The organism is Methylophilus aquaticus, from assembly GCF_030769565.1.
In the GTDB taxonomy this organism is placed as follows: Bacteria; Pseudomonadota; Gammaproteobacteria; order Burkholderiales; family Methylophilaceae; genus Methylophilus; species Methylophilus aquaticus.
The window spans coordinates 41,295-62,888 of record NZ_JAVCAP010000022.1 but is presented as its reverse complement, the minus strand read 5'-3'; the positions used below and the strand labels follow the sequence as shown (position 1 = coordinate 62,888).

General features: G+C 49.2%; 22 protein-coding genes. 12 read left to right on the top strand and 10 right to left on the bottom strand.

Annotation, left to right across the window (positions count from 1 at the left end; all coding sequences use genetic code 11):
• Nucleotides 1-101 precede the first annotated feature (101 nt).
• Genes Q9291_RS11260 through rsgA form a run of 3 tightly spaced genes read left to right on the top strand, consistent with a single transcriptional unit; the run spans nt 102 to nt 2,528 of the window.
• Nucleotides 102-1,349, top strand: coding sequence for a M48 family metallopeptidase (locus tag Q9291_RS11260; protein WP_306390149.1), 1,248 nt, complete (start codon nt 102-104; stop codon nt 1,347-1,349).
• Entirely contained in the window at nt 1,346-1,654 is a 309-nt protein-coding gene (locus Q9291_RS11255) for a cytochrome c (protein ID WP_306390148.1), read from the top strand. Before Q9291_RS11260 ends, Q9291_RS11255 begins: the two co-directional genes overlap by 4 nt.
• A gap of 1 nt (nt 1,655) precedes the next feature.
• Nucleotides 1,656-2,528, top strand: a complete 873-nt coding sequence (gene rsgA / locus Q9291_RS11250) for a ribosome small subunit-dependent GTPase A (protein WP_306390147.1) — start codon at nt 1,656-1,658, stop codon at nt 2,526-2,528.
• 102 nt (nt 2,529-2,630) lie between these two features.
• On the opposite strand, the gene Q9291_RS11245 is transcribed toward rsgA, so the two are convergent.
• Nucleotides 2,631-4,505 (bottom strand): PQQ-dependent dehydrogenase, methanol/ethanol family, encoded by a 1,875-nt coding sequence (locus Q9291_RS11245; RefSeq protein ID WP_306390146.1) that lies wholly within the window; start codon nt 4,503-4,505, stop codon nt 2,631-2,633.
• A 355-nt stretch (nt 4,506-4,860) separates the two neighbouring features.
• On the opposite strand from Q9291_RS11245, the gene Q9291_RS11240 reads away from it, so the two are divergent.
• Nucleotides 4,861-5,964, top strand: coding sequence for a GntR family transcriptional regulator (locus Q9291_RS11240; RefSeq protein WP_306390145.1), 1,104 nt, complete (start codon nt 4,861-4,863; stop codon nt 5,962-5,964).
• A gap of 366 nt (nt 5,965-6,330) precedes the next feature.
• Here Q9291_RS11240 and Q9291_RS11235 read toward each other — a convergent pair whose 3' ends face one another.
• The 5 genes from Q9291_RS11235 to Q9291_RS11215 all read right to left on the bottom strand — a co-directional run bounded on the left by Q9291_RS11235 (nt 6,331) and on the right by Q9291_RS11215 (nt 11,850).
• Nucleotides 6,331-6,858 carry a PepSY domain-containing protein gene (locus tag Q9291_RS11235; RefSeq protein ID WP_306390144.1) on the bottom strand — a complete coding sequence of 176 codons (528 nt, stop codon included), beginning with the start codon at nt 6,856-6,858 and terminating at the stop codon, nt 6,331-6,333.
• 157 nt (nt 6,859-7,015) lie between these two features.
• Nucleotides 7,016-7,810 carry a thymidylate synthase gene (locus Q9291_RS11230; protein WP_306390143.1) on the bottom strand — a complete coding sequence of 265 codons (795 nt, stop codon included), beginning with the start codon at nt 7,808-7,810 and terminating at the stop codon, nt 7,016-7,018.
• Between the two features lie 19 nt (nt 7,811-7,829).
• Entirely contained in the window at nt 7,830-9,254 is a 1,425-nt protein-coding gene (gene thrC / locus Q9291_RS11225; protein WP_306390142.1) for a threonine synthase, read from the bottom strand.
• A gap of 3 nt (nt 9,255-9,257) precedes the next feature.
• Nucleotides 9,258-10,571 carry a homoserine dehydrogenase gene (locus Q9291_RS11220; RefSeq protein ID WP_306390141.1) on the bottom strand — a complete coding sequence of 438 codons (1,314 nt, stop codon included), beginning with the start codon at nt 10,569-10,571 and terminating at the stop codon, nt 9,258-9,260.
• 52 nt (nt 10,572-10,623) lie between these two features.
• Complete coding sequence (locus tag Q9291_RS11215) at nt 10,624-11,850, bottom strand: pyridoxal phosphate-dependent aminotransferase (RefSeq protein ID WP_306390140.1); 1,227 nt, start codon at nt 11,848-11,850, stop codon at nt 10,624-10,626.
• A 98-nt stretch (nt 11,851-11,948) separates the two neighbouring features.
• Between Q9291_RS11215 and Q9291_RS11210 the strand changes: the two genes are divergently transcribed.
• Nucleotides 11,949-12,401 (top strand): Mth938-like domain-containing protein, encoded by a 453-nt coding sequence (locus Q9291_RS11210; RefSeq protein WP_306390139.1) that lies wholly within the window; start codon nt 11,949-11,951, stop codon nt 12,399-12,401.
• Here Q9291_RS11210 and Q9291_RS11205 read toward each other — a convergent pair.
• Entirely contained in the window at nt 12,398-12,946 is a 549-nt protein-coding gene (locus tag Q9291_RS11205) for a DUF1439 domain-containing protein (protein WP_306390138.1), read from the bottom strand. The two genes, Q9291_RS11210 and Q9291_RS11205, sit on opposite strands and share 4 nt — an antisense overlap.
• 78 nt (nt 12,947-13,024) lie before the next feature.
• On the opposite strand from Q9291_RS11205, the gene Q9291_RS11200 reads away from it, so the two are divergent.
• Nucleotides 13,025-13,531 carry a pilus assembly FimT family protein gene (locus Q9291_RS11200; protein ID WP_306390137.1) on the top strand — a complete coding sequence of 169 codons (507 nt, stop codon included), beginning with the start codon at nt 13,025-13,027 and terminating at the stop codon, nt 13,529-13,531.
• A 66-nt stretch (nt 13,532-13,597) separates the two neighbouring features.
• On the opposite strand, the gene fabB is transcribed toward Q9291_RS11200, so the two are convergent.
• Together fabB and fabA are read right to left on the bottom strand one after the other, a co-directional pair.
• Nucleotides 13,598-14,824 carry a beta-ketoacyl-ACP synthase I gene (gene fabB, locus Q9291_RS11195; protein ID WP_306390136.1) on the bottom strand — a complete coding sequence of 409 codons (1,227 nt, stop codon included), beginning with the start codon at nt 14,822-14,824 and terminating at the stop codon, nt 13,598-13,600.
• Between the two features lie 17 nt (nt 14,825-14,841).
• Nucleotides 14,842-15,357 carry a 3-hydroxyacyl-[acyl-carrier-protein] dehydratase FabA gene (fabA, locus tag Q9291_RS11190; RefSeq protein ID WP_306390135.1) on the bottom strand — a complete coding sequence of 172 codons (516 nt, stop codon included), beginning with the start codon at nt 15,355-15,357 and terminating at the stop codon, nt 14,842-14,844.
• A gap of 181 nt (nt 15,358-15,538) precedes the next feature.
• Here fabA and Q9291_RS11185 point away from each other — a divergent pair, with 181 nt between their 5' ends.
• The 6 genes from Q9291_RS11185 (at nt 15,539) to Q9291_RS11160 (ending at nt 21,063) form a co-directional block, all read left to right on the top strand.
• Entirely contained in the window at nt 15,539-16,555 is a 1,017-nt protein-coding gene (locus Q9291_RS11185) for an AAA family ATPase (protein ID WP_306390134.1), read from the top strand.
• Nucleotides 16,556-16,621: 66 nt separating this feature from the next.
• Entirely contained in the window at nt 16,622-17,479 is an 858-nt protein-coding gene (locus Q9291_RS11180; RefSeq protein ID WP_306390133.1) for a DUF58 domain-containing protein, read from the top strand.
• 12 nt (nt 17,480-17,491) lie between these two features.
• Nucleotides 17,492-18,469, top strand: coding sequence for a hypothetical protein (locus tag Q9291_RS11175; RefSeq protein ID WP_306390132.1), 978 nt, complete (start codon nt 17,492-17,494; stop codon nt 18,467-18,469).
• 5 nt (nt 18,470-18,474) lie between these two features.
• Nucleotides 18,475-19,461, top strand: a complete 987-nt coding sequence (locus Q9291_RS11170; protein ID WP_306390131.1) for a vWA domain-containing protein — start codon at nt 18,475-18,477, stop codon at nt 19,459-19,461.
• Nucleotides 19,446-19,985 carry a hypothetical protein gene (locus Q9291_RS11165; protein WP_306390130.1) on the top strand — a complete coding sequence of 180 codons (540 nt, stop codon included), beginning with the start codon at nt 19,446-19,448 and terminating at the stop codon, nt 19,983-19,985. The genes Q9291_RS11170 and Q9291_RS11165 overlap by 16 nt, the downstream gene beginning before the upstream one ends.
• A 46-nt stretch (nt 19,986-20,031) precedes the next feature.
• On the top strand, nt 20,032-21,063 hold the full coding sequence (locus tag Q9291_RS11160) for a vWA domain-containing protein (RefSeq protein WP_306390129.1): 1,032 nt from the start codon (nt 20,032-20,034) through the stop codon (nt 21,061-21,063).
• Here the strand turns inward: Q9291_RS11160 and Q9291_RS11155 are convergent.
• Nucleotides 21,057-21,569, bottom strand: coding sequence for a protein YgfX (locus tag Q9291_RS11155; protein ID WP_306390128.1), 513 nt, complete (start codon nt 21,567-21,569; stop codon nt 21,057-21,059). The genes Q9291_RS11160 and Q9291_RS11155 overlap by 7 nt on opposite strands.
• Between the last annotated feature and the right edge of the window lie 25 nt (nt 21,570-21,594).

Genomic DNA, 21,594 nt, shown 5'->3' with positions numbered 1-21,594 from the left:
TTTCCATTAAAATGAGACATTATATTCAGTTCATTGAACAAGGTGGGTATAAATCCATCAAAATAGGTCTTTAGTAACATTTACATATTACACATAAGGTTATGTCAGCACTCTTCACACAAATATTCGTTGCCCTGATTGCGATCAGCTTATTCATCAGAATCTGGCTGGGCATGCGCCACATTCGCCACATCGAAAGTCACCGTCATCAGGTGCCACAAGCCTTTAGTCAAACGATCGGCCTGGAGGCACATCAACGCGCAGCAGACTATACAACAGCCAAAGTCAAACTCCGCTTAAGTGAGACCATCATGGAGTCTTTTATCCTGCTGGCACTGACGCTCGGTGGTATTTTGCAATTACTGGACAATGTGTGGCAGCAATGGCTGCCTTCACATGAGATTGTGCGTGGCGCACTGGTGGTCTGCTCTGCCATGCTGCTTTCTAGCCTTGCCACACTGCCATTTGACTACATCCAGACCTTTAATGTGGATGCGCGGTTTGGCTTCAATAAAATGTCGCGCGGAATGTTTTTTAATGACCTGATCAAGCATACCCTGGTTGGTTTACTGCTGGGCGGCCCCATTCTGCTGGTCGCACTATGGCTGATGCAAAGTACAGGCAGCGGGTGGTGGTTCTACCTATGGGTAGTATGGAGTGTATTCAACCTGTTTATGCTGGCTGTGTACCCAACCTGGATTGCACCGCTGTTTAATAAATTTTCCCCGCTAGAAGACCACGGCCTGAAAAACAGGATTGAAGCACTGATGCAGAAATGCGGATTTGCCAGCCAGGGCTTGTTTGTGATGGATGGTTCAACACGTTCAGGACATGGCAATGCCTATTTCACTGGGTTTGGTAAAAACAAACGCGTCGTATTTTTTGACACCTTGCTCGACAAATTGAATGCGGATGAAATTGAAGCAGTGCTCGCACACGAGCTGGGGCACTTCAAACACAAACATGTCATCAAGAGAATTGTCATGATGTTTGGCTTGAGCTTGCTAGGCTTGGCATTGCTGGGCTATTTAATGCAGCAGGACTGGTTCTATCAGGGTCTGGGTGTAACCCAAGCCAGCAATCACATGGCACTGCTATTGTTTGTGTTGATTGCTCCGGTATTCATGTTTGTATTGCGTCCCCTGATGGCCGCATACTCGCGCACCAATGAGTTTGAAGCTGACCATTACGCTGCGCACCAGTCTCGCCCACAGTACCTGATTGATGCGCTGGTTAAGCTGTACCGGGACAATGCCTCGACCCTGACGCCCGATCCATTGCATTCTGCGTTCTATGACTCACATCCACCGGCCAGTTTGCGTATTGCAAAACTGCAAACATACGCATGAAAACACGTCATCTGTCCGCTGTCGCCCTGCTCCTTTGCACTACTGGATTGATTGCCGGTGAGCAGGATACAAGCAGCATCCAGGCGGGCAAAAAACTGGTGAATACCCATTGCATCAGTTGCCATGCCAGCAGTTTTGGGAGGGATGGCAGTGGCATTTACACCCGAGAATACCGCAAGGTACGCTCCTTATCTGGCTTAAAGGCGCAAGTGACCAACTGCAATACCATGCTTAACCTCAAATGGTTTGATGATGAAGAACAGCAAGTCGTGCTGTATTTAAATCATACTTTTTATCACTTTTGATATGCAGGAAGGATTGGTAGTAGCCGCTTTTGGCAAGCGTTACAATGTTGAACTGACGGATGGGCACGTCATCAGCTGTGTCACCCGCGGCAAGAAAGTGGATAATGCAGCTGGTGACCGCGTCTCGATCAAACTGACCGACAACCATGAAGGCGTCATCGAAAAAACCGCCGAAAGAAGTAGTTTGCTTTATCGCAGCAATGCCTTTAAAAGCAAGATTCTGGCGGCCAATGTCACACAAATACTGATTGTACTGGCCACGCAACCCAGCTTTTACGAAGACTTGCTCAATCGCTGCCTGATTGCAGCTGAAGCCTGTGGTATCCGGCCAGTGATAATTCTCAACAAATGCGACATGGCCAATGCCGAGGCCGAAGAAAAACTGGCTTTTTATGCCACATTGGGTTATCACACCGTGCGCCTGAGTGCCGCAGAATCAGTAGCCCCCCTGCTACCTTTACTCGATCACCAAACCAGCATACTGGTGGGGCAATCCGGCATGGGCAAATCCACGATTATCAATGCGCTATTACCCGAGGTGCATAGTCGCACGCAAGAGATCAGTGCAACACTGGACAGTGGCAAACATACCACCACAGCCACCCATCTTTATCATCTGGACGTACACAGCGCGATTATTGACTCCCCTGGCCTGCAAGAGTTTGGCTTGTACCATGTCGACACCGCGACGCTGGAGTATGCGTTTATCGAATTCCGTCCTTTTATCGGAAAATGTAAATTCAACAATTGTACGCATCAGCATGAGCCTGGCTGCGCGATTCTGGAACAAGTCACACAGGGACATATCAAGCGATTGCGATTACAAATTTTCCAGCAATTGCGTGCTGAAAATGCTGTACGTGTCTATTCCTGAGTTACAGCCACACGCTTGCAGTAGTAATAAAAAAACACCCTGCCAAAGCAGGGTGTTCATAGCGCTAAGTATTACTTACTGATGACTTAAGACTGGCTTAAATTACAGTGAGAATACGTTCAGTGCACCGCCGCCAGGCGCAGCGTTGTACTTGGTCAACTCTTTGTAACCACCCGCAGCACCCAATGCATCAGTGTCGCTGGTCATACCCAGGTTCATCGCCACACCAGCCCAACCGCCGATCCCGGACAGTATGCCTACGTGCTGCTTGCCTTTCAGGCCATAAGTGAACGCGTTACCAATAGCCCCTGAACCTACCTGAAATTTCCACAGCTCTTTACCTGATTGAGCATCAACCGCTTTGAACCAGCGATCCAGAGTACCGTAGAACACGATATTGGAAGCTGTTGTCAGCGCACCGCTCCAGGCAGAGAATTTCTCTTTGTTGTACCACACTTTTTTGTTGGTCATTGGGTCGTAAGCAGCAAAGCCACCCATCACGCCGTCAGGACCAGCAAACATGGTCAACGTAGCACCAACCCATGGTTGACCTGCAACGTATTTTGACTCCACTGGCTCGTAAGTCATACATACGTGGTTCAATGGTGAATACATCAAACCCGTTTTTGGTGAGTAAGCAGCAGGCTGCTGGTCTTTTGTACCCAAAGCTGCCGGGCAGATACCTTTGGCATTGTAATCCTGGTGCGTGGAGTAACGACCATCTTTGCTTGGCACGCCAGTTTTAAGATCTACATCTCCAGCCCAGTTCACAAAAGGATGTACTTTTTCAGCAGCAATCAGGGAACCGGTGTGTGCGTTCCATGTATAAGCAAAACCATTACGGTCATGGTGCCATGCATATGTTTTGCCACCTTTATCGAACAGGATGACTTCGTTTACACCGTCATAGTCCCACTCATCATGCGGTGTCATCTGCATCGCCCATTTGGCCATGCCGGTGTCCAGATCACGTGCAGTGACAGTCATGGACCATTTATTGTCGCCTGGACGAACGTCCGGGTTCCACACAGATGGGTTACCAGCACCGTAGTACACCAGGTTGGTACGTGCATCATATGGCCACCAGCCCCATACGGAACCACCACCATGTTGCCAACCATCTTTCACAGCTTGTGGCTTCAACCAGGTGCGTGTACCCAGTTCCATTTCGCCGCCTTTGATTTGCGAAGCCTCGAGGCGTTTGAAAGAACCACCCTCTTTGTTACCACCGTTAACATCCTGATAGACAGACAGCGCGTTGTAGAGCGGGTTATCTTTGTTAGTGTTTGCGTCATGCAATGTTTCAGCATCAGGGCCTGTAGAATAGGCTTTCCAGGCCAGTGAGCCATCTTTCAGGTTATATGCCGCGATAAAGCAACGCACGCCGAATTCAGCACCGGAACACCCTGTTAACACCTTGTCCTTGATCACGTGTGGCGCATTAGTGTTAGTTGCACCGACTTTTGGATCAGTATTTTTTACTTCCCATACTTTTTTACCGTCTTTGGCATCCAAAGCAACCAACATACCATCGTTTTGTTGCAGATAGATTTTGCCATCACCGAAACCCAGACCACGCGTCACGTTGTCACAGCACAGGACTGCTTGAACGCTTGGGTCTTGTTTTGGAAAATAAGACCACACAATTTTTTGATTGTCGTTGAGATCCAGTGCATAAATATTGTTTGGAAAGGCAGTCACGATATACATCATGTTACCTACAACAATTGGGGAACCTTCATGGCCACGGTTTACACCAGTAGCAAACGTCCAGGCCATTTTCAGGCTTTTAACGTTACCTTTATTAATTTGTGACAGTGTGCTGTATGCCTGATTGTTATGCTGGCCACGTGGATGTGCCCAGTTATTAGGATTGGACATCGCAGCTTCTTGGTCTGCGGCAGCCATTGCAAGCATTGGCATAGCGAGTGCTACACCAGCAGCAACACCAAATGCGGTTTTAATTTTATTCTTCATAGTAATCTCCAAGGATAAATCACAAAGTAGCAATCTTGTAGCCACAAAAATTGCATTGCACTTAAGTTATCACTGGAACTAGGAACCCAGAGCTGTAACCATCCAATACGCGGATGATTCCCTTTTAAGCGAATGTAACTGTAATATAAACAACGCCTGATAGCAGCCAGCCAGTTTTTAGTTTTATTCATGGTCCAGATCAGGAAAAACTCACATGTCTTTAACAAGATGCTTTTTTTTTGTATCATTACGTTTCAGGAAAGACACTGCCTAGTGTGCCTTTCAAGATCATTTGTTGCCACATTGACAGCAAATTCACACTTGAAAATCACTTACAAAACATTAGGATCAGGCTGTGCTCAGACCTTGGCATTACTCTCTGGAACTTGACAAAACGTCTCCAGACTCAATCCACCAACAACTTACACGACATTTTCGCAGCATGATCGAAGGTGGCAGATGGTTGGGGGGGAGCCTCCTGCCAAGTACCCGAGACATTGCACAGCAACTGGGTATTAACCGGAAAACGGTTGCACGCGTCTATGAAGAGCTTTCTGCACAAGGACTGATTTACACAGAACCGAAACGTGGCACCTTTGTCTCTGATACACCAAACGGAGACATTCCTGGCCCATATACGACTTCGGTTAACACCGCCGCGATCAGTGAGGGCATGATACAACCAGCAGAAGGCATTCGACTATTGATCCAGAAAACCAGCCTGCACCATACGCGTCGCGCAGCGTTACATATGCACAAACTGCAACCTCAGGATTACGACCAGGGGGGGTTGCTCAGCCTGAAGCACATGCTGGCAAACCTGCTAGCGCATGAAAAAAGATTTCTGGTTTCTCCACAAGAGATTATTTGCAGCAACTCTCTTACGCTGGAACTTGCTGTGATCGAATTATTAAAACAGCGTGGCGGCTATCTACTGGTAGATCACGACATGCCTGCTCCACTGAGCCTCACACTGGAGAAGCATGGCTTGCAACTTTTAAGGTTACCAGCAATTTCCGGTGGCTATTCGCCCGCATTGGCAGAACAACTTGAAAAATATTGTATTAATTACCCGGTGACCGCCATCTGGCATAACAGTGTCATTGCCAGTAATGTCACAAACCAGGATCAGGAACAGGCACACAGCCTGATTGCACGCAAACTGCAAGACTACCAACTGTTACTGATTGATGATCAACGCTTACACCCGGCCCAAACTCAGCCATTAGCTGCCAAATACCCTCAAAAGAGCCTGATGCTAGGCAGCCTTTATGGCATGTGGTGTGACATGTTTAATATACATTACATCGCCAGCGCTCACTCACTGACAGAGAGCCTGCTGTGCTCCATCCAACTGCAACAACAGCAAAGCATGCTGCTAAATATGTTGGCCCAAAGCGAACTGATCAAACGTGGCGACTATAAAAAGCTGATGTCAGCAGCACACCGACTTTTATAACACATCTGATACTCGACAACCGCATAAAACAGGCTACCCACAACCCAACAAAACCACCAAACCGGCTGAATACAACCACATCAAAGATAGGTTTAAGCAAGAAGAATATTAATTATCAATTAAAATCATATAGTTAGAATACAACTAACGTGCTGGCACATATTATGCATTTAATTTAAAAGAGGGGTGTTCTACCACTAGGACCGATACCAGCAGACAACAAATCAGGTGGTATCGGGGTAGTCACTCCCTCACTTGCATATTGATCTCATGCAAAAAAGGCACCGCTTGTGCGGTGCCTTTTGTTGTGAATTTTTACCAAGAGCCCCTGTTAACTATTTAAAACACAGGGATGGAAAAGTGCAATTACTCTTGACCGATTTGGTAAACTTCGTAGCTAGTTTCAACAATTTTTCCGGTGGTTGCATCTACTTCGATTTTAACTTCTTCGTTGTCAGCTTCCAGAATATCAAACTCGTAGGAGGCCTTGCCGTCTGGCTCCAACTCATATTCAACTTCAACGACTGTGCCAGGATGTGCTGCAAGGGCAGTTGCTTTAGCATCAGCTTCTGAAACCTTGGCCAAAGCCTTGAACTTCTCGTCATCCGCTTTAACTTCTTGTTCAATCTCGGTGACCTTGCCAGTTTTGGCATCACACTCAATATCCCAGGCAGTACCGTCTTTGGATTCGACATCAAATTCGTAAACCAAATGCTTACGCTCGGATTTAGCTTCCACTTTAACAATCTTGCCGTCATGCTTGGACAATGCCGCTTTCACGCATTTACCCAGACTATCATATGGCTTTGGTTTGATGGTTTCATGATCAGCAAATGCCTGACCAGACAGCAGTGCACACACCGCAGTTGCGATGATTGTAACTCTCAATTGCATAATGATCTCCTAATGTAATTTACATAGTTTGCAGCCACTGACACAGCGTCACTAGAATAACGCTGATACACGACTACAACGCGCAAAGGATATCAAAAAAGAATTAAGCGTTTGAATATATTACACTTTGTTAACAAAATGGTTGACCTCAACCATTTTAAACAGCAACAGGGGCCTTGATTGCAGGATATGGATCATAATTCTCAAGCGCAAAGTCATCATACTTGAACCCGAAAATATCATCGACCTTCTGATTGATGCGCATAGTGGGCAAAGCTCTCGGGGTGCGGGATAACTGCTCGTTCACCTGCCCCATATGATTGCTGTAAATATGTGCATCGCCCAGCGTGTGTACAAAATCACCCACCTCTAGTCCACACACTTGTGCCACCATCATGGTCAGCAAGGCATAGGAAGCGATATTGAATGGCACACCGAGAAAAATATCGGCGCTGCGCTGATACAACTGGCAGCTCAATTTACCATCAGCCACGTAAAACTGGAAAAAAGCATGGCAAGGCGGCAATTTCATCCGCTCGACATCAGCCACATTCCAGGCCGAGACAATTAAACGGCGGGAATCCGGAGTACGCTTGATTTGCTCAATCACTTGCGTGATCTGATCAATATGGCTGCCATCCGGCTTGGGCCAATTACGCCACTGATAACCATAGACCGGACCAAGATTGCCTTGCGTATCCGCCCACTCATCCCAAATAGTGACGCCATTTTCTTTCAGGTAAGCAATATTGGTACTTCCCTGCAAAAACCATAGTAGCTCGTGAATAATCGATTTAAGGTGGACTTTTTTGGTGGTCAGTAGCGGAAAGCCCTCAGCCAGATTAAACCGCATCTGGTAACCAAACACTGAAACCGTGCCGGTGCCGGTGCGGTCTGTTTTCACATGCCCGTGCTTCAGCACATGATTAAGCAGGTCGTGGTACTGTTGCATGCGCAGCTCCAATCATCTCTTAGGTGTTTGCAACAATAAATGCCTTGATCGCTTCGACGTTAGCATCCATCACTGTAAATTTTTGCGGCAAGGCTTCAATGCCATTCAAGCTGGCAGGTCTGGGCGGCACTTCGCCCAAAGCTTCGACCAAAGCATCTTCAAACTTGGCTGGCAAGGCGGTTTCCAGTACGACCATGGGGGTTTTAGCATCACGCAACTCCAGCGCCACTTTGAGACCATCGGCGGTATGGGTATCTATCACCACGCCGTATTTTTTTTTGGTTTGACGGATGGTTTGCATGCGGTTGGCGTGGTTGCTGCTGCCTGAGATGAAACCAAACTCTGCTTTCACTTTGGACATGTAGCTTGTTAAGTCAAATGCGCCGCCTTGGTCTACACTGCCCCATAACTCGCGGACTTTTGCGCCGTCTTTGCCGACGAGGTCATACACAAAACGTTCAAAGTTGGAAGCTTTGCTGATGTCCATCGACGGGCTGGAGGTGTGGTAGGTGTTGGCGGAGCCGCGTGGTTTGTACACGCCAGTTTTGAAGAACTCGTCCAGCACGTCGTTTTCGTTGGTGGCGACGACGAGTTTGTCTATCGGCAAGCCCATCATGCGGGCGATATGGCCTGCACAGACGTTGCCGAAATTGCCGCTGGGTACGGTGAAGCTGACTTTTTGGCTGTTATTTTGCGTAACTGCAAAGTAGCCCTTAAAGTAATACACCACTTGTGCAACAATGCGTCCCCAGTTGATGCTATTAACGGCACCAATTTTGTATTTGGCTTTAAACGCGTGGTCGTTCGACACTGCTTTAACCATGTCTTGCGCATCATCAAACACGCCTGTGACGGCGATGTTAAAGATGTTGTCATCTTGCAGACTAAACATTTGTGCAGTTTGAAAGCGGCTCATTTTTTGGTGGGGTGAAAGCATAAATACGCGCACCCCTTTTTTACCGCGCATGGCGTATTCTGCCGCACTTCCTGTATCGCCAGAAGTCGCGCCCAGGATATTGGTCGTTTCGCCTGTTTTGGCAAGCACATATTCAAACAAGTTGCCGAGCAACTGCATGGCCATGTCTTTAAACGCTAATGTAGGCCCGTTGGAAAGACTCAACAAGTAAAGGTTATCTTCCAACTTAACCGTCGGCGTAATGTCTTCGGAGTTTTGCCCTGCGCGGGTGAAACCATACACTTCGGCGGTGTAGGTTTTATCGATAATGGCTTTTAAATCAGAGGCAGGGATGTCATCCACCAAGCGAGACAAAATCGCAAACGCCAAGTTGCAGTAGCTCATACTACGCATGGCAGTTAAGTCAGCATCGCTGAAGTGTGGGTATTGCTTGGGCAAATACAAACCGCCATCGGGCGCGAGGCCACCGAGGAGGATTTCGCTAAAGCTTAAAGCGGGCGACTGCCCACGGGTACTGATATATTTCATGGATTACTTACCTAGTTCTTCCATACGGATTTTAGTTACTTTGCCGTCAATTGCGCTTAAAACCTCAATCGCAGCAATGGCGGCATCCATATTCTTTTCGATGGTGACATGCGTCAAAATCACAATGTCGGCTTCTGATTCGCCGTCTTGTGGTTCTTTTTGCATCATGGCGTCGATGGAGATGGTCGCGTCACCTAAAATCCTGGTGACTTCCGCCAGTACGCCGGGCTTGTCCAATACACGCATACGCAAGTAATAGGCACTGGCGACTTCGCTGACAGGTAAGACAGGCAAGGTTTGTTGTTGGTCTAACTGCACACCCAAGTAAGCCACGCGCTGCTCAGCTTGGGTGCCGTGTGCACGTGCAATGTCGACCAAATCGGCCACTACCGCGCTGGCTGTAGGTTCTGCACCTGCGCCTGCACCATAGTAAAGTGTAGGGCCGACGGCATCGCCTTTGACAACTACGGCATTCATGGCGCCATTCACATTGGCAATCAGACGCTTTTCAGGAATCAAGGTTGGATGTACACGCAACTCTACCCCCGCCTCAGTCTTTTTGGTAATTCCCAGCAATTTCACGCGGTAACCAAGCTCTTCGGCGTACTTGATGTCTTTGGAAGTAAGCTTGGTAATCCCTTCGGTGTAGGCTTTGTCAAACTGCATGGGCATACCAAAGGCAATACTGGCCATGATCGTGAGTTTGTGTGCGGCGTCGATGCCTTCTACGTCAAAAGTCGGATCCGCTTCGGCATAACCCAGACGTTGCGCCTCGCCCAACACATCAGCAAAAGCCAAGCCTTTTTCACGCATTTCGGTGAGAATAAAGTTAGTCGTACCATTGATAATACCTGCCACCCATTCAATTTTGTTGGCACTCAAACCTTCGCGCAGGGCTTTGATAATGGGGATGCCACCGGCCACAGCGGCCTCGTAAGCCACGACCACGCCTTTTTCTGCGGCGGCTTTAAAAATTTCATTGCCATGCACGGCGAGCAAGGCTTTGTTGGCAGTGACCACGTGTTTGCCATTGGCAATCGCTTTGAGCACGAGCTCTTTTGCAATGGTATAGCCACCAATCAACTCAACCACCACATCCACTTCAGGATTGTTCACTACGGCAAAAGCATCGTCAGTGACAGGCACTTGCCCGCCGGTGACTTGCGTGGCCAGCGCGAGGTTACGGTCTGCCACTTGCACAATACGGATATTGCCGCCTAGACGACGCGCAATATCGGACTGGTTACGGGTTAATACAGCATAAGTACCACCACCCACAGTGCCGATACCCAGCAAACCAACTTTTAATTCTTTCATACGCTCACTCATTGATTGATATTGTGACCATCAGGCACTGATGTGCACCGGATTATTTTGCATGTTTTTTACGATAGCTTTCCAGATATCGGCCTATGCGGACCATGGCCTCAGTCAGGTCATCCACATTCGGCAAAAATACCACGCGAAAATGGTCAGGGGCTTTCCAGTTAAACCCGGTGCCTTGCACCAGCAAGACCCGTTCTTCCAGCAACAGGTCCAGAATAAATTGCTGGTCATCTACGATCGGATACATCTCAGAATCCAGCCTCGGGAACAGGTACATCGCAGCCTGCGGTTTGACACAGGTCACGCCCGGCATGGCTGTCAGCATGTCATACGCCAAATCACGCTGTTTGCACAAACGGCCTCCCGGCGCGACCAGGTCGTTAATACTTTGATAGCCGCCCAATGCAGTCTGAATCGCAAGCTGACCCGGCACGTTCGCACACAAGCGCATGGAGGCCAGCATATTCAGGCCCTCGATATAATCTTTGGCCTCTTTTTTATCGCCGGAAATAATCATCCAGCCAGAACGATAGCCACAAGCGCGGTAGTTTTTTGACAAGCCATTAAAAGTCACAAACAGCACATCGTCTGCCAGTGAGGCAATCGAAGTATGCGTGTTACCGTCGTACAGCACTTTGTCATAAATCTCGTCTGCAAAAATCACCAGACCATGGTGACGCGCAATTTCGATAATGCCTTCGAGGATCTCTTTAGGATACAGCGCGCCGGTAGGATTGTTCGGGTTGATGATGACAATACCTTTGGTATTGGCATTGATTTTATTTTCAATATCCGCGAGATCAGGCAACCAGCCGGATTGCTCGTCACACACATAATGACGTGCACTGCCACCGGCCAGATTGACTGCGGCCGTCCATAATGGATAATCGGGCATCGGCACTAGTACCTGATCACCGTTATTAAGCAGTCCTTGCATGGCCATCACGATTAGTTCAGAGACGCCGTTACCAATGATGATGTCATCAATTGACACCCCCTCAATATTTTTCTGCTGGGTGTAATGCATGATAGCTTTACGCGCCGAGAACAGGCCCTTGGAGTCGGTGTAGCCGGAGGCCTGATCCATGTTGCGGATCACATCCTGCACGATTTCTTCCGGCGCATTAAAACCAAACGGCATCGGGTTGCCGATGTTGAGCTTGATAATGCGCTGACCGTCTTCTTCCATCTGGCGGGCACGTTGCAGTACCGGGCCACGAATGTCGTAGCAGACGTTACTGAGTTTGTTTGATTTATTGACTGGCGGCATACACGGTTAACGAACACGATGAGCGTGTGTTAAGCTTTCAAAGTAAAACTTTCATTCTACCTGCAAAGCCTTGTTTCATCAACGAACGCAAGCACGGAATGCCAGTATTGCCGGCCACACAACAGGCTGATTTTTTTGCCAAACACAGAGATCATGACTCGATGAAATTACACCTGCACACTTCTGCACAACAACACATGATTACAGGCATGGATGCGGACGCCATCGCCGTGAATCACCAACCTTACACCACTTCCCTGATTGTCAGTGGAGATGCGTTGGTGGAGGATTGGTTCAGCGGACAATGGGAACAACTTGAGGCAAACGCCCTGGCAGCCATTCTCGATTTGAAACCAGAGGTGGTATTACTGGGCACCGGAGACAAACACCGCTTTATTCACCCCAGGCACATTCAGTCTTTTCTGGCTGCCAATATTGCGGTCGAGTGCATGACGACAGCGGCCGCTTGCCGGACATTCAACATCCTCACCAACGAAGGCCGCCACGCCGTGGCCGCCTTGCTGCTGGAAGAGCACTTATCAGCCGCTTAGCGTTGAGGATTTAGCGTAATCTGAACACCATCATCTGTCACTCGCAAATCACTTGGCTGGTAATGCGTACCGGAGACTGTCAGATCCTCTGGCTTGACCTGATAGAGCACCAGTTGATTCATCCATTTACTGCCCATTTCTCTGGCAAGTTTATTGACCATGGCATGCAAGTCGCTGCTGGCACCATCCAGTTGCACCACTTCCACCACAGGTGCATCCAGTATCACCGCGTAACGCGCTGCATCAAACTTGAGTATCCCGGAAATGGCCAGTTTTCCAGTCAGTGATTGCTGTAACAACGGGCTGGTGATGACCGTATCCATCGTTGTATTCAGACGTCCACTTGCGGCTTCAGGAACCACCAGCGCATTCGACAGCTGCACCTGAAAAACCTTTAAAACGGTCAATGGCTGCGCCAGCTTGCCATTCAGTTTTTGCTGTATTTGCGCAGTATTGATGCGCACTGTACGCTCACCCAATGTTGCACACTGCGTTAAGGTGATCATCACCAAAATATATAACAAAACAACTTTAAAAATGCGCATTTGTAAGTCTTCTTTAACAATTGAAACCTTAGTCAAAGCTTAGCATTAAACACTCGAGCTGGAGTAACATAAGCTGCAATGAAAAAGTTAAATACATGCAGTTACGGCTTCACACTTATCGAAATGGTGGTAGTCATACTGGTACTCTCCATACTGGCAGCAACGGCCGTTGCGCGCATTGCTGACACGAGCACACAAACCAGACTCGCCAGTTTAAAGAGCTTTAAGGGCACCTTATTCTCAGTTGCAAATATGGCAAAGGGCATGTGCCTTTCCGATGTTCAATGCAATATCGATGAGACTAATGGCAATACATCCACCACGATAGACGGACACAGGATTTATTTTCATTATGGTTATCCTGTTGGCTGGTTAGGCGGCACTGATGCTGATGGGGCAGGAAGTTTGCAACAACTCATTGACAGTGGAAAATTTCGTATCGATGCTGGCCAATCCTCGACTACACAAGCTGTATATCTGATGGAAGGCGCTCCCGACCACACGCAATGCAAGCTGATTTACAGCCTTGCACCAAGTAACAATGCCGCAGTACTTTCCATTCAAACAATTACTAGTGGCTGCTAGATCTAATACGCATAAAAAAGGCGTACTTTGCAAACTGCAAAAGTACGCCCCGTCATCTACACAACGTTAAAGATGCTTTGTAGAAAGCGTCAGCGTGGCATTAGTCCCACCAAAGCCAAAACTGTTGGATAATGCCGTTTTAATCGTGGCAGAGGTCATAGGTTGCCGTACAATATTCAAGCCCTCTGCCGCGGGATCCAGCGTATCAATATTTGCTGATGCAGCAATAAAACCATGCTGCATCATCAACAAAGTGTAAATTGCCTCATTGACGCCGGCAGCACCAAGCGCATGACCTGAAAGAGATTTGGTTGAAGCAATGGCTGTTTTGCTATTAGCGCCAAATACGGCGCGAATCGCTTCCAGCTCCTTGGTATCACCAACCGGAGTACTAGTACCATGCGTGTTGATATAGTCAATTTCCGTTGGGTCTATGCCCTGCAAAGCTTGTTGCATACAACGCACAGCACCCTCACCGCTCGGCGCCACCATGTCGTAACCGTCAGAGGTCGCGCCATACCCCACCACTTCCGCATAGATATGTGCACCACGCGCTTTAGCGTGCTCGTACTCTTCCAGCACAACAATACCGCCACCGCCTGAAATCACAAATCCATCACGGTCAGCATCGTAGGTACGAGAAGCCTTTTCCGGGGTCTCGTTGTACTTGCTGGACAAAGCCCCCATGGCATCGAACAGATAGCTCATGGTCCAGTGCTCTTCTTCACCACCGCCGGCAAACACAATATCTTGCTTGCCGAGCTGAATTTGCTCCACCCCCGCCCCGATACAATGGGCACTGGTTGAACAGGCAGAGCTGATGCCGTAATTGACGCCCTTGATTTTCGCACCAGTCGCCAGACAAGCAGCAATCCCGCTGCTCATGGTCTTGGTGACCATATAAGGCCCCACCCGACGAATGCCTTTTTCAGCCAGTGTGTTGGTGCCTTCCAGCATGCTTTCGGTAGACGTTCCACCGGCTCCCACAATCAAGCCCGTACGCACATTCGAAACCAACTCTCCGGGCAGTTGCGCGTCAGCAATCGCTTCCTGCATGGCCAGCCATGCGTACGCATGCCCCTTGGCCATAAAACGCAGCAACTTGCGGTCAATCAAAGTGTCGACATCAAGATTTTTAATAGACCCGGCCACATGCGAGCGCAAACCATGCTCCGCATATTCCGGCTGATAGGTAATACCGGAACGGCCTGCTTTCAGGCTTTCCAGTACTTCCTGTTTGTTATTACCCAGACTTGATACGATACCAAATCCAGTAATCACTACGCGACGCATTGCGCCTCCTCTTGCTTTTAGAAATTGTCCGTGGTGGTAAACAAACCAACACGCAAATCACTGGCATTATAAATCTCGCGGCCATCGACTTCCATACGCGCGTCAGCAATCCCCATCACCAGTTTACGCATGATGACGCGCTTCAAATCGATGTGATAGCGCACCAGCTTGGCTTTTGGCAACACTTGGCCAGTGAACTTCACCTCTCCAGCGCCCAGCGCCCTGCCACGTCCAAGGCCACCTTTCCAACCCAGGAAGAAGCCGACCAACTGCCACATTGCATCCAGACCCAGACAGCCAGGCATGACCGGATCACCGGTAAAGTGACATTCAAAAAACCATAAATCAGGACGAATATCCAGCTCGGCAATGATTTCTCCCTGGCCGTACTTTCCACCCTCATCAGAAATTTTGACAATACGATCAAACATCAACATTGGCGGCAATGGCAACTGGGCATTCCCCTCACCAAACATTTCTCCACGCCCACAAGCCAATAATTCTTCTTTGCTAAAACTGCTTTGTCTGCTCATGAAAATCTTTATATTTTTATACAAAACGCTATTTTCGCTGGAAATTGCATTTAGTGAAAGCTTTTTGTCAAAAGTATACAGACCTGTATACTTTTAAATTAATTGCAGGTAAGATGCGTTTTAATGACAGACCGGTTACAATTTTGTAACAACCTCATAGTTAACCCTCAGGAAATCAGGAATGCGTGATCAACAACTAGCTGACTGGCGTGCGCAAGCGCTCAAACTTGAATCAGAAGTGAACAACGTGGTGGTAGGACAAGAAAATCCTGTGCGCCTGATCACAATTGCCGTGTTTGCCCGCGGCCACGTATTGCTTGAAGGGGATGTCGGGGTTGGCAAAACCACATTGTTACGCGCATTTACACGTGGCATTGGCGGTGGTTACCAGCGGATTGAAGGCACCATCGACCTGATGCCAAATGACCTGGTGTATCACACCTATCTGGGCGAAGATGGCAAACCGCACGTCAGTCCCGGCCCGCTGTTAATGTCTGGCCAAGATTTGTCCATTTTCTTCTTTAACGAAATCAACCGCGCCCGTCCGCAAGTACACTCGCTCATGTTGCGCGTCATGGCTGAGCGTACGCTGACCGCTTTCAACAAAGAGCATTACTTCCCGCACATGCTGGTGTTTGCAGACCGCAACCAGGTTGAAAGAGAAGAAACATTTGACATTCCATCGGCTGCGCGCGACCGTTTCATGATGGAAATTCCGATTGTGGTGCCACCTGCGCATGACATTATGGAATCGCTTATTTTTGACACCCGCTTTCACGATGTGGATCAGTTAATCAGCCAGGTGCAGGCAGACGTCTTGAAATTCGATGAATTAAACAGCTTTGCCAAAGTGATTCAGGAAAGTGTGACTGCCAGCCCGGCCTTGCGCAAATACGCACTCGACTTGTGGCTGGCTACAAAGGATCCGGTGGCCTATGGCGTCAAAGTTTCCAATGTGGACATGAAACGACTGGTACTCTCGGGCTCCAGTCCCCGTGGCATGGGCATGCTGATGCGTGCCGCCCGTGTCAATGCCTGGCTCAATGAACGTGAAGCGGTGGTGCCTGAAGATATCCATGCCGTATTTCATGAAACAATTGCCCACCGCCTGGTATTTAGTCCGGTGTATGAAATGCGCCGTACAGAAATTGCGCGCGAAATGCTCACTGGCATTACCAACGCAATTGCCGCGCCTTGATAAGCAATTGAAGATGCACGATTGAGAACACGCGTAACTTAGTCATCGACCTGATCTTGGACCGTCATGGATTACATTAAGGAATTCAGCTACCACATCGGCTGGCGCTCACGCTCTCGCCGGCCTGGTCGCCACAAGAGCAACCAGCGCGGCATGGGAATGGAGTTTCGCGGGCACACCACCCTGCTGTCTTACCCGGATCCGCGCCGGATTGATATTCGCCAGACCATCCGTGATCCGATGGAGCAGGTGTATGTCCGCATATTTAACCAAAAAAGTGCGACGCCGGTATTCGTGATGTGCGACATGTCCGGCTCGATGCAATACGGATTGCCACATACCAAGCTGAACACGGCCGCACAGATCGCACGCTCGGTTGCGCAATCCGCCACCCGCAACACGGATCCGGTGGGATTTATCGGTTTTGATGATGCACTGAGAGACGAATGGCTATGCACGCTTTCAGCCAGACCACACAGCATACTGGAACTCGCCGATCGTCTTGAAAACCATTTACCGCCAGAGGTAGGGGCAGCTGCACTGATGGACAGCGCCCGCCTGCTGCCACGCGAGCGTGCATTGGTTTTTCTGGTATCTGACTTTCATATGCCGATGGCACAACTGGAAGCCGCATTACTGTTGATGCTGCGTCATCAGATTGTGCCTGTCGTGCTGTGGAATACCGCCGAATACAAAAACTTGCCTGAATTTGGTGTTACCAGTATCCACGACCCCGAAACCGGAGAACGGCGCACATTATTTTTACGCGCTTCATATCGCCAGCGGATTCTGGATACGTTCACCGCCCGTCGACAAGCGATTGAAGACCTGTTTATGAAGTTTGATATGCAGCCATTTTTTGTGGAAGATCAGTTTGATGCAGATCTGCTGACCGAGTATTTCCACCAATATGTGGCCGCCTGAGGAATGCGATTGATGAAAGCGCCCCACTTTTTATTTACCTGCCTGTTCGCCGCCATGCTGATGACCCTGGCATTGTCTGTCAGGGCGGATGTCATTTTGCCGACGGTAGAAAGCCAGTATGTCACGGTCAAAGAGATCAACCCAAAAAGGGATGCCGGTTACGTGGTCGGCGACAAACTCGAGCGCACCATCATCGTGACCGTCAAAAAGCCGTATGAACTGATCAAGGAATCCTTACCGATTATAGGTTATGAGCATCGTTATCGTGGGCAGGTATCCGGCATTGAACTGGCGGGTATCGATGTTGAAGAAGAGAAATTCTCTGACCGCAGCGTGCACACAATTCACCTGGTATATCAGGTATTTAAATCAGGTCGCGTGGCAAAACCAGCCATATTACGCGGCGAAATCGTCAAGTTGCGCCTGAACGGCAAAACAGAAATGCGTCAGCTACGTTTTCCAAGCTTCAACTTCCGCACCTCTCCGCTCTCCGTGTACGGTGAAGTCAACCTGAAAAACGAAATGAGCCCGCTGATTCCGCCATTTAAACTCAGCGCCGCCAGAGAGCAAACCACATTCAAGGTGGCTGCGGGGATTCTCATACTGTGTGCATTAGGCTTGCTCTATATTCTGGGCGCGATCAGCATCCTGCCACGCATGGGTGGCGCCTTTGCCAAAGCCTATCGTAAAGTGGCCAGACTGCCGGACACCGATGAAGGCCTGCAACAATCGATTTCAGCAGTCCACCACGCCATGCAGCAAGTGGCCGGGCACAGTGTATTTGCCAATACGCTAGAGACATTTCTACAGGAAAAGCCCGCTTATCAACCAGCGAAACCTGAAATAGAACGTTTTTTCAGCCTGTCACGCCAGGTATTTTTTGATGCGAATACTGCATTGGAGCTCGACATACCCGCCAAACAATGGCTCAAGAAATTCTGTCGCCACATGCGTGACTGCGAACGTGGCTTAACTCCAGAGGTGAAATAAAGGCTATGGCATTTAACCATCCCTGGCTGTTATGGGCACTGCCACTGGCATTACTGCCACTCTTGCTGGAGCGCTCACATAGCCGGCATTACTCATGGGTGAGCCTGCTGCCGCCAGACCCCCTATCCAAGGCCATTGGTCTGTTACTTAAGTTACTGGCGGCCTTAAGTATCGTCAGCGTACTATTGGGCCTGGCAGGCCCGCATACCCTGGAGCAACAGGTTGAACGTACCGGCGTGGGGGCGCAAGTGGCCCTGGTGCTTGATCGTAGCGCCAGTATGGACGACCCGTTTGCCGGCGACAAGGATGGCCATGTTGGTGAAACCAAATCCGTCGCAGCCGCCCGCATCATTACCAACTTTGTCAAAGGTCGCAAAAATGACATGCTGGGGGTAATCACGTTCAGTAACTCGGCGATGTACGTCTTACCGCTGACAGAAAATAAAGAGGCCGTCTTGTCAGCAATTCAGGCCACTGCTGGCAACTCGCTGTTTCAAACCAATATTGGTGGCGGGCTGACCAGCTCGGTGGAGCTATTCAAAGAAATGCCAGACTCAGGGTCACGCGTCATCATTCTGATTTCGGATGGTGCAGGCCGCGTCAGTGACATGGTGCAACAGAAACTGCGCGATTGGTTGCAACGCTACAACATTGGCTTGTACTGGATTGTATTGCGCCAACCTGGTGGCACAACTATTTTTGATCCCAAATACTCGGCCAGTGGCTATGACGGACATATGCCGAGCGAAGTATTGCTGTATCAATACTTTCAAACACTGCGTTCGCCATTCAGCGCCTATGAAGCCTCCGATCCCAAATCACTGGAAGCCGCAGTTGCCGACATCAACAGCAAAGAAAAGAAACCGATTCAATACAAAGAAAAAATTCCCGGCCACGACTACACCAACGTGTGTTACTGGATGGCAATATTCATGATTGCGATCCTGCTGGCTGTGAAATATCTGGAGATCAACACATGGCGCTCAGCGTAAATAAACTGGTGACAGGCTTGGTAGTGGTGGCAGCGGCATCGCTGGTCACCATGGCATTCAGTTGGCAACGAATCAAGCAGGTTGAGGCCTTTAACCAGGCGATTGCCAGTGCCAAAACACCGCAAACCGACTTGCAGAGCTTTGAAGCCAAGTATGCAGTGGCGTACTGGCTGGCAAAAAACGAGCGTTACAAAGAAGCCACGCTGTTATTCACCAAACTGATTGATGGGGCCACTCCGCTTGAGCGGGCCGCTGTGCTGCACAACATCGGCAATATGTTCTTCATGAAAGCCATCCAGGTCACTGGTGGCAATGACAACAGTACGCGCGATGAAGTGGAGTACCTGCTTTCGCAGGCGCTCTCCTCCTATAAAAACGCACTGAAAGCCGACAATAGTCACTGGGGAACTCGCCGCAACTATGATCGTGTCCTGAGTCTGTTGCCAGAAAAGCCAACGCCTGGCGTCGGTGAATCAGATAATCCTGGCCTGATCATGGGCAATATTCCGAATGGCTTGCCATAATGCACAAGACTCACCCTCCCTTAGCGAACCGCTCAAAGCTTGCCCTATGAATACATGGCTCAGAAGATTTATTAAACATCGCGACTCAGCCCTGCTTGGACTAGCACTGCTATTTTTGCTTGGGGCTATTTTGCGTCCGACGATTCCGTTCAAGCACAACATTTATTCTTATTTGCTGGTCGCGGATATTTCACAAAGCATGAATGCTTCAGATATGAAGCTGCATGGAAAAACAGTGTCTCGGTTGACTTACATGCAGAATATGATGCATGAAGTCGTGGCTTCCTTGCCTTGCGGCACCAAAGTCAGTATCGGCTTATTTGCAGGCAACTCCGTTGCAGCACTCTACTCACCCATCGAGGTTTGCCGAAACTTTGCCGCGATTCAGGACACCATTGCGCATTTGGACTGGCGCATGGCGTGGTCTGGCAATAGCCGCTTGCGTGAAAGCCTTTATGTCACTGCAAAAGTCGTGCGTAGCATGTCCGAGCCTGCGCAAGTAGTGTACTTTACAGACGGGGAAGAAGCCCCCAAGCTGCACGCATTCAACACCAAAAATCTGGACGAATTCCAGGGCGGAAATGACTGGATTCTTGTGGGCATTGGCAGCGAAGAAGGTGCCGCCATTCCCAAGCTCAGTGAGGACAATCAGGTGATTGGTTATTGGTCCAACGAAAGCTTTGCCATGCAGCCCGGGATCGCACAAATCTCCGAGAGCACACTCGGTGTGCGTGACGACAACGTGGCCACTGGGGAACATGACCGCTATATTTCTAAACGTGCTTCAGAATATATGGAAAGTATCGTCAAAGAAATTGATGCCAAGTACATCAAGGGCGATAGCAGTTATCAAGTGTTGCAAGCCATGAAGGCACAAAAACCCGCACGCAGAGACATCGCCCCGCTGGCGCTTGACTGGATATTGGCAACCTTGGCAGGCCTGTGTATTCTTGGCACCTACGCCAGTCGCCATCCGCTGCGCCAGATCATGCAAAATCTCAAGCTTTACCGCAATGAAATTAAATCCAGATTTTTTGTCAAAAGTGACGCGGTCGCCCACGACAACCACTTTCAATAATGCAATCCCCAACGCAACCAGACCCGTAAAGCCCTTAAACTTTCGGCATCCGCGTGGTCTGGCAATATCAATAAGCGTGTTGGCCTGAGCCAGCGTGACATCAAGCTGTTTGTCTTACGGTCGGCGCTTTCCTTTACCCCCTGCTCATCTGCGGTTGCTTCATCCAGATAATGCAAATGGATCAGCAAGCCATACCGATGCACCACCGTATCGGGCAGTACCTCTGCGAACCAGCGCCTGCCGAGACCATCCACCACTGACAACTGTCCATATACATCCACCCGCAGCGTGCGTATGCTGTGCTCGTGGCGCGTTGCAACCAACTGGGTGTATTGCCACAACAGGTAAATAGCATATAACAATATGGCCGCAAACGCGATGGGCCAAGGCAGGCAATAGGCGAGCACCCCCACCACTAACATTGAAAAAAAGCCCAACCACCCCCATAAATATAGGGAAGGATGAAGCGCAATCAGGATTTCAGTTGGTAAAATAGGTTTTTTCATCACAGCTCGCGGCGGGACTTTGGTC

Coding starts and splice junctions, on each gene's coding strand:
- Q9291_RS11205 (WP_306390138.1), bottom strand. CDS start 12,946: ATGCGCATTTTTAAAGTTGTTTTGTTATATATTTTGGTGATGATCACC.
- Q9291_RS11215 (WP_306390140.1), bottom strand. CDS start 11,850: ATGCCGCCAGTCAATAAATCAAACAAACTCAGTAACGTCTGCTACGAC.
- Q9291_RS11235 (WP_306390144.1), bottom strand. CDS start 6,858: ATGCAATTGAGAGTTACAATCATCGCAACTGCGGTGTGTGCACTGCTG.
- Q9291_RS11200 (WP_306390137.1), top strand. CDS start 13,025: ATGAAAAAGTTAAATACATGCAGTTACGGCTTCACACTTATCGAAATG.
- thrC (WP_306390142.1), bottom strand. CDS start 9,254: ATGAAATATATCAGTACCCGTGGGCAGTCGCCCGCTTTAAGCTTTAGC.
- Q9291_RS11185 (WP_306390134.1), top strand. CDS start 15,539: ATGCGTGATCAACAACTAGCTGACTGGCGTGCGCAAGCGCTCAAACTT.
- Q9291_RS11165 (WP_306390130.1), top strand. CDS start 19,446: ATGGCGCTCAGCGTAAATAAACTGGTGACAGGCTTGGTAGTGGTGGCA.
- fabA (WP_306390135.1), bottom strand. CDS start 15,357: ATGAGCAGACAAAGCAGTTTTAGCAAAGAAGAATTATTGGCTTGTGGG.
- Q9291_RS11160 (WP_306390129.1), top strand. CDS start 20,032: ATGAATACATGGCTCAGAAGATTTATTAAACATCGCGACTCAGCCCTG.
- Q9291_RS11175 (WP_306390132.1), top strand. CDS start 17,492: ATGAAAGCGCCCCACTTTTTATTTACCTGCCTGTTCGCCGCCATGCTG.
- Q9291_RS11210 (WP_306390139.1), top strand. CDS start 11,949: ATGCCAGTATTGCCGGCCACACAACAGGCTGATTTTTTTGCCAAACAC.
- Q9291_RS11260 (WP_306390149.1), top strand. CDS start 102: ATGTCAGCACTCTTCACACAAATATTCGTTGCCCTGATTGCGATCAGC.
- Q9291_RS11220 (WP_306390141.1), bottom strand. CDS start 10,571: ATGAAAGAATTAAAAGTTGGTTTGCTGGGTATCGGCACTGTGGGTGGT.
- fabB (WP_306390136.1), bottom strand. CDS start 14,824: ATGCGTCGCGTAGTGATTACTGGATTTGGTATCGTATCAAGTCTGGGT.
- Q9291_RS11170 (WP_306390131.1), top strand. CDS start 18,475: ATGGCATTTAACCATCCCTGGCTGTTATGGGCACTGCCACTGGCATTA.
- Q9291_RS11180 (WP_306390133.1), top strand. CDS start 16,622: ATGGATTACATTAAGGAATTCAGCTACCACATCGGCTGGCGCTCACGC.
- Q9291_RS11155 (WP_306390128.1), bottom strand. CDS start 21,569: ATGAAAAAACCTATTTTACCAACTGAAATCCTGATTGCGCTTCATCCT.
- rsgA (WP_306390147.1), top strand. CDS start 1,656: ATGCAGGAAGGATTGGTAGTAGCCGCTTTTGGCAAGCGTTACAATGTT.
- Q9291_RS11230 (WP_306390143.1), bottom strand. CDS start 7,810: ATGCAACAGTACCACGACCTGCTTAATCATGTGCTGAAGCACGGGCAT.
- Q9291_RS11245 (WP_306390146.1), bottom strand. CDS start 4,505: ATGAAGAATAAAATTAAAACCGCATTTGGTGTTGCTGCTGGTGTAGCA.
- Q9291_RS11255 (WP_306390148.1), top strand. CDS start 1,346: ATGAAAACACGTCATCTGTCCGCTGTCGCCCTGCTCCTTTGCACTACT.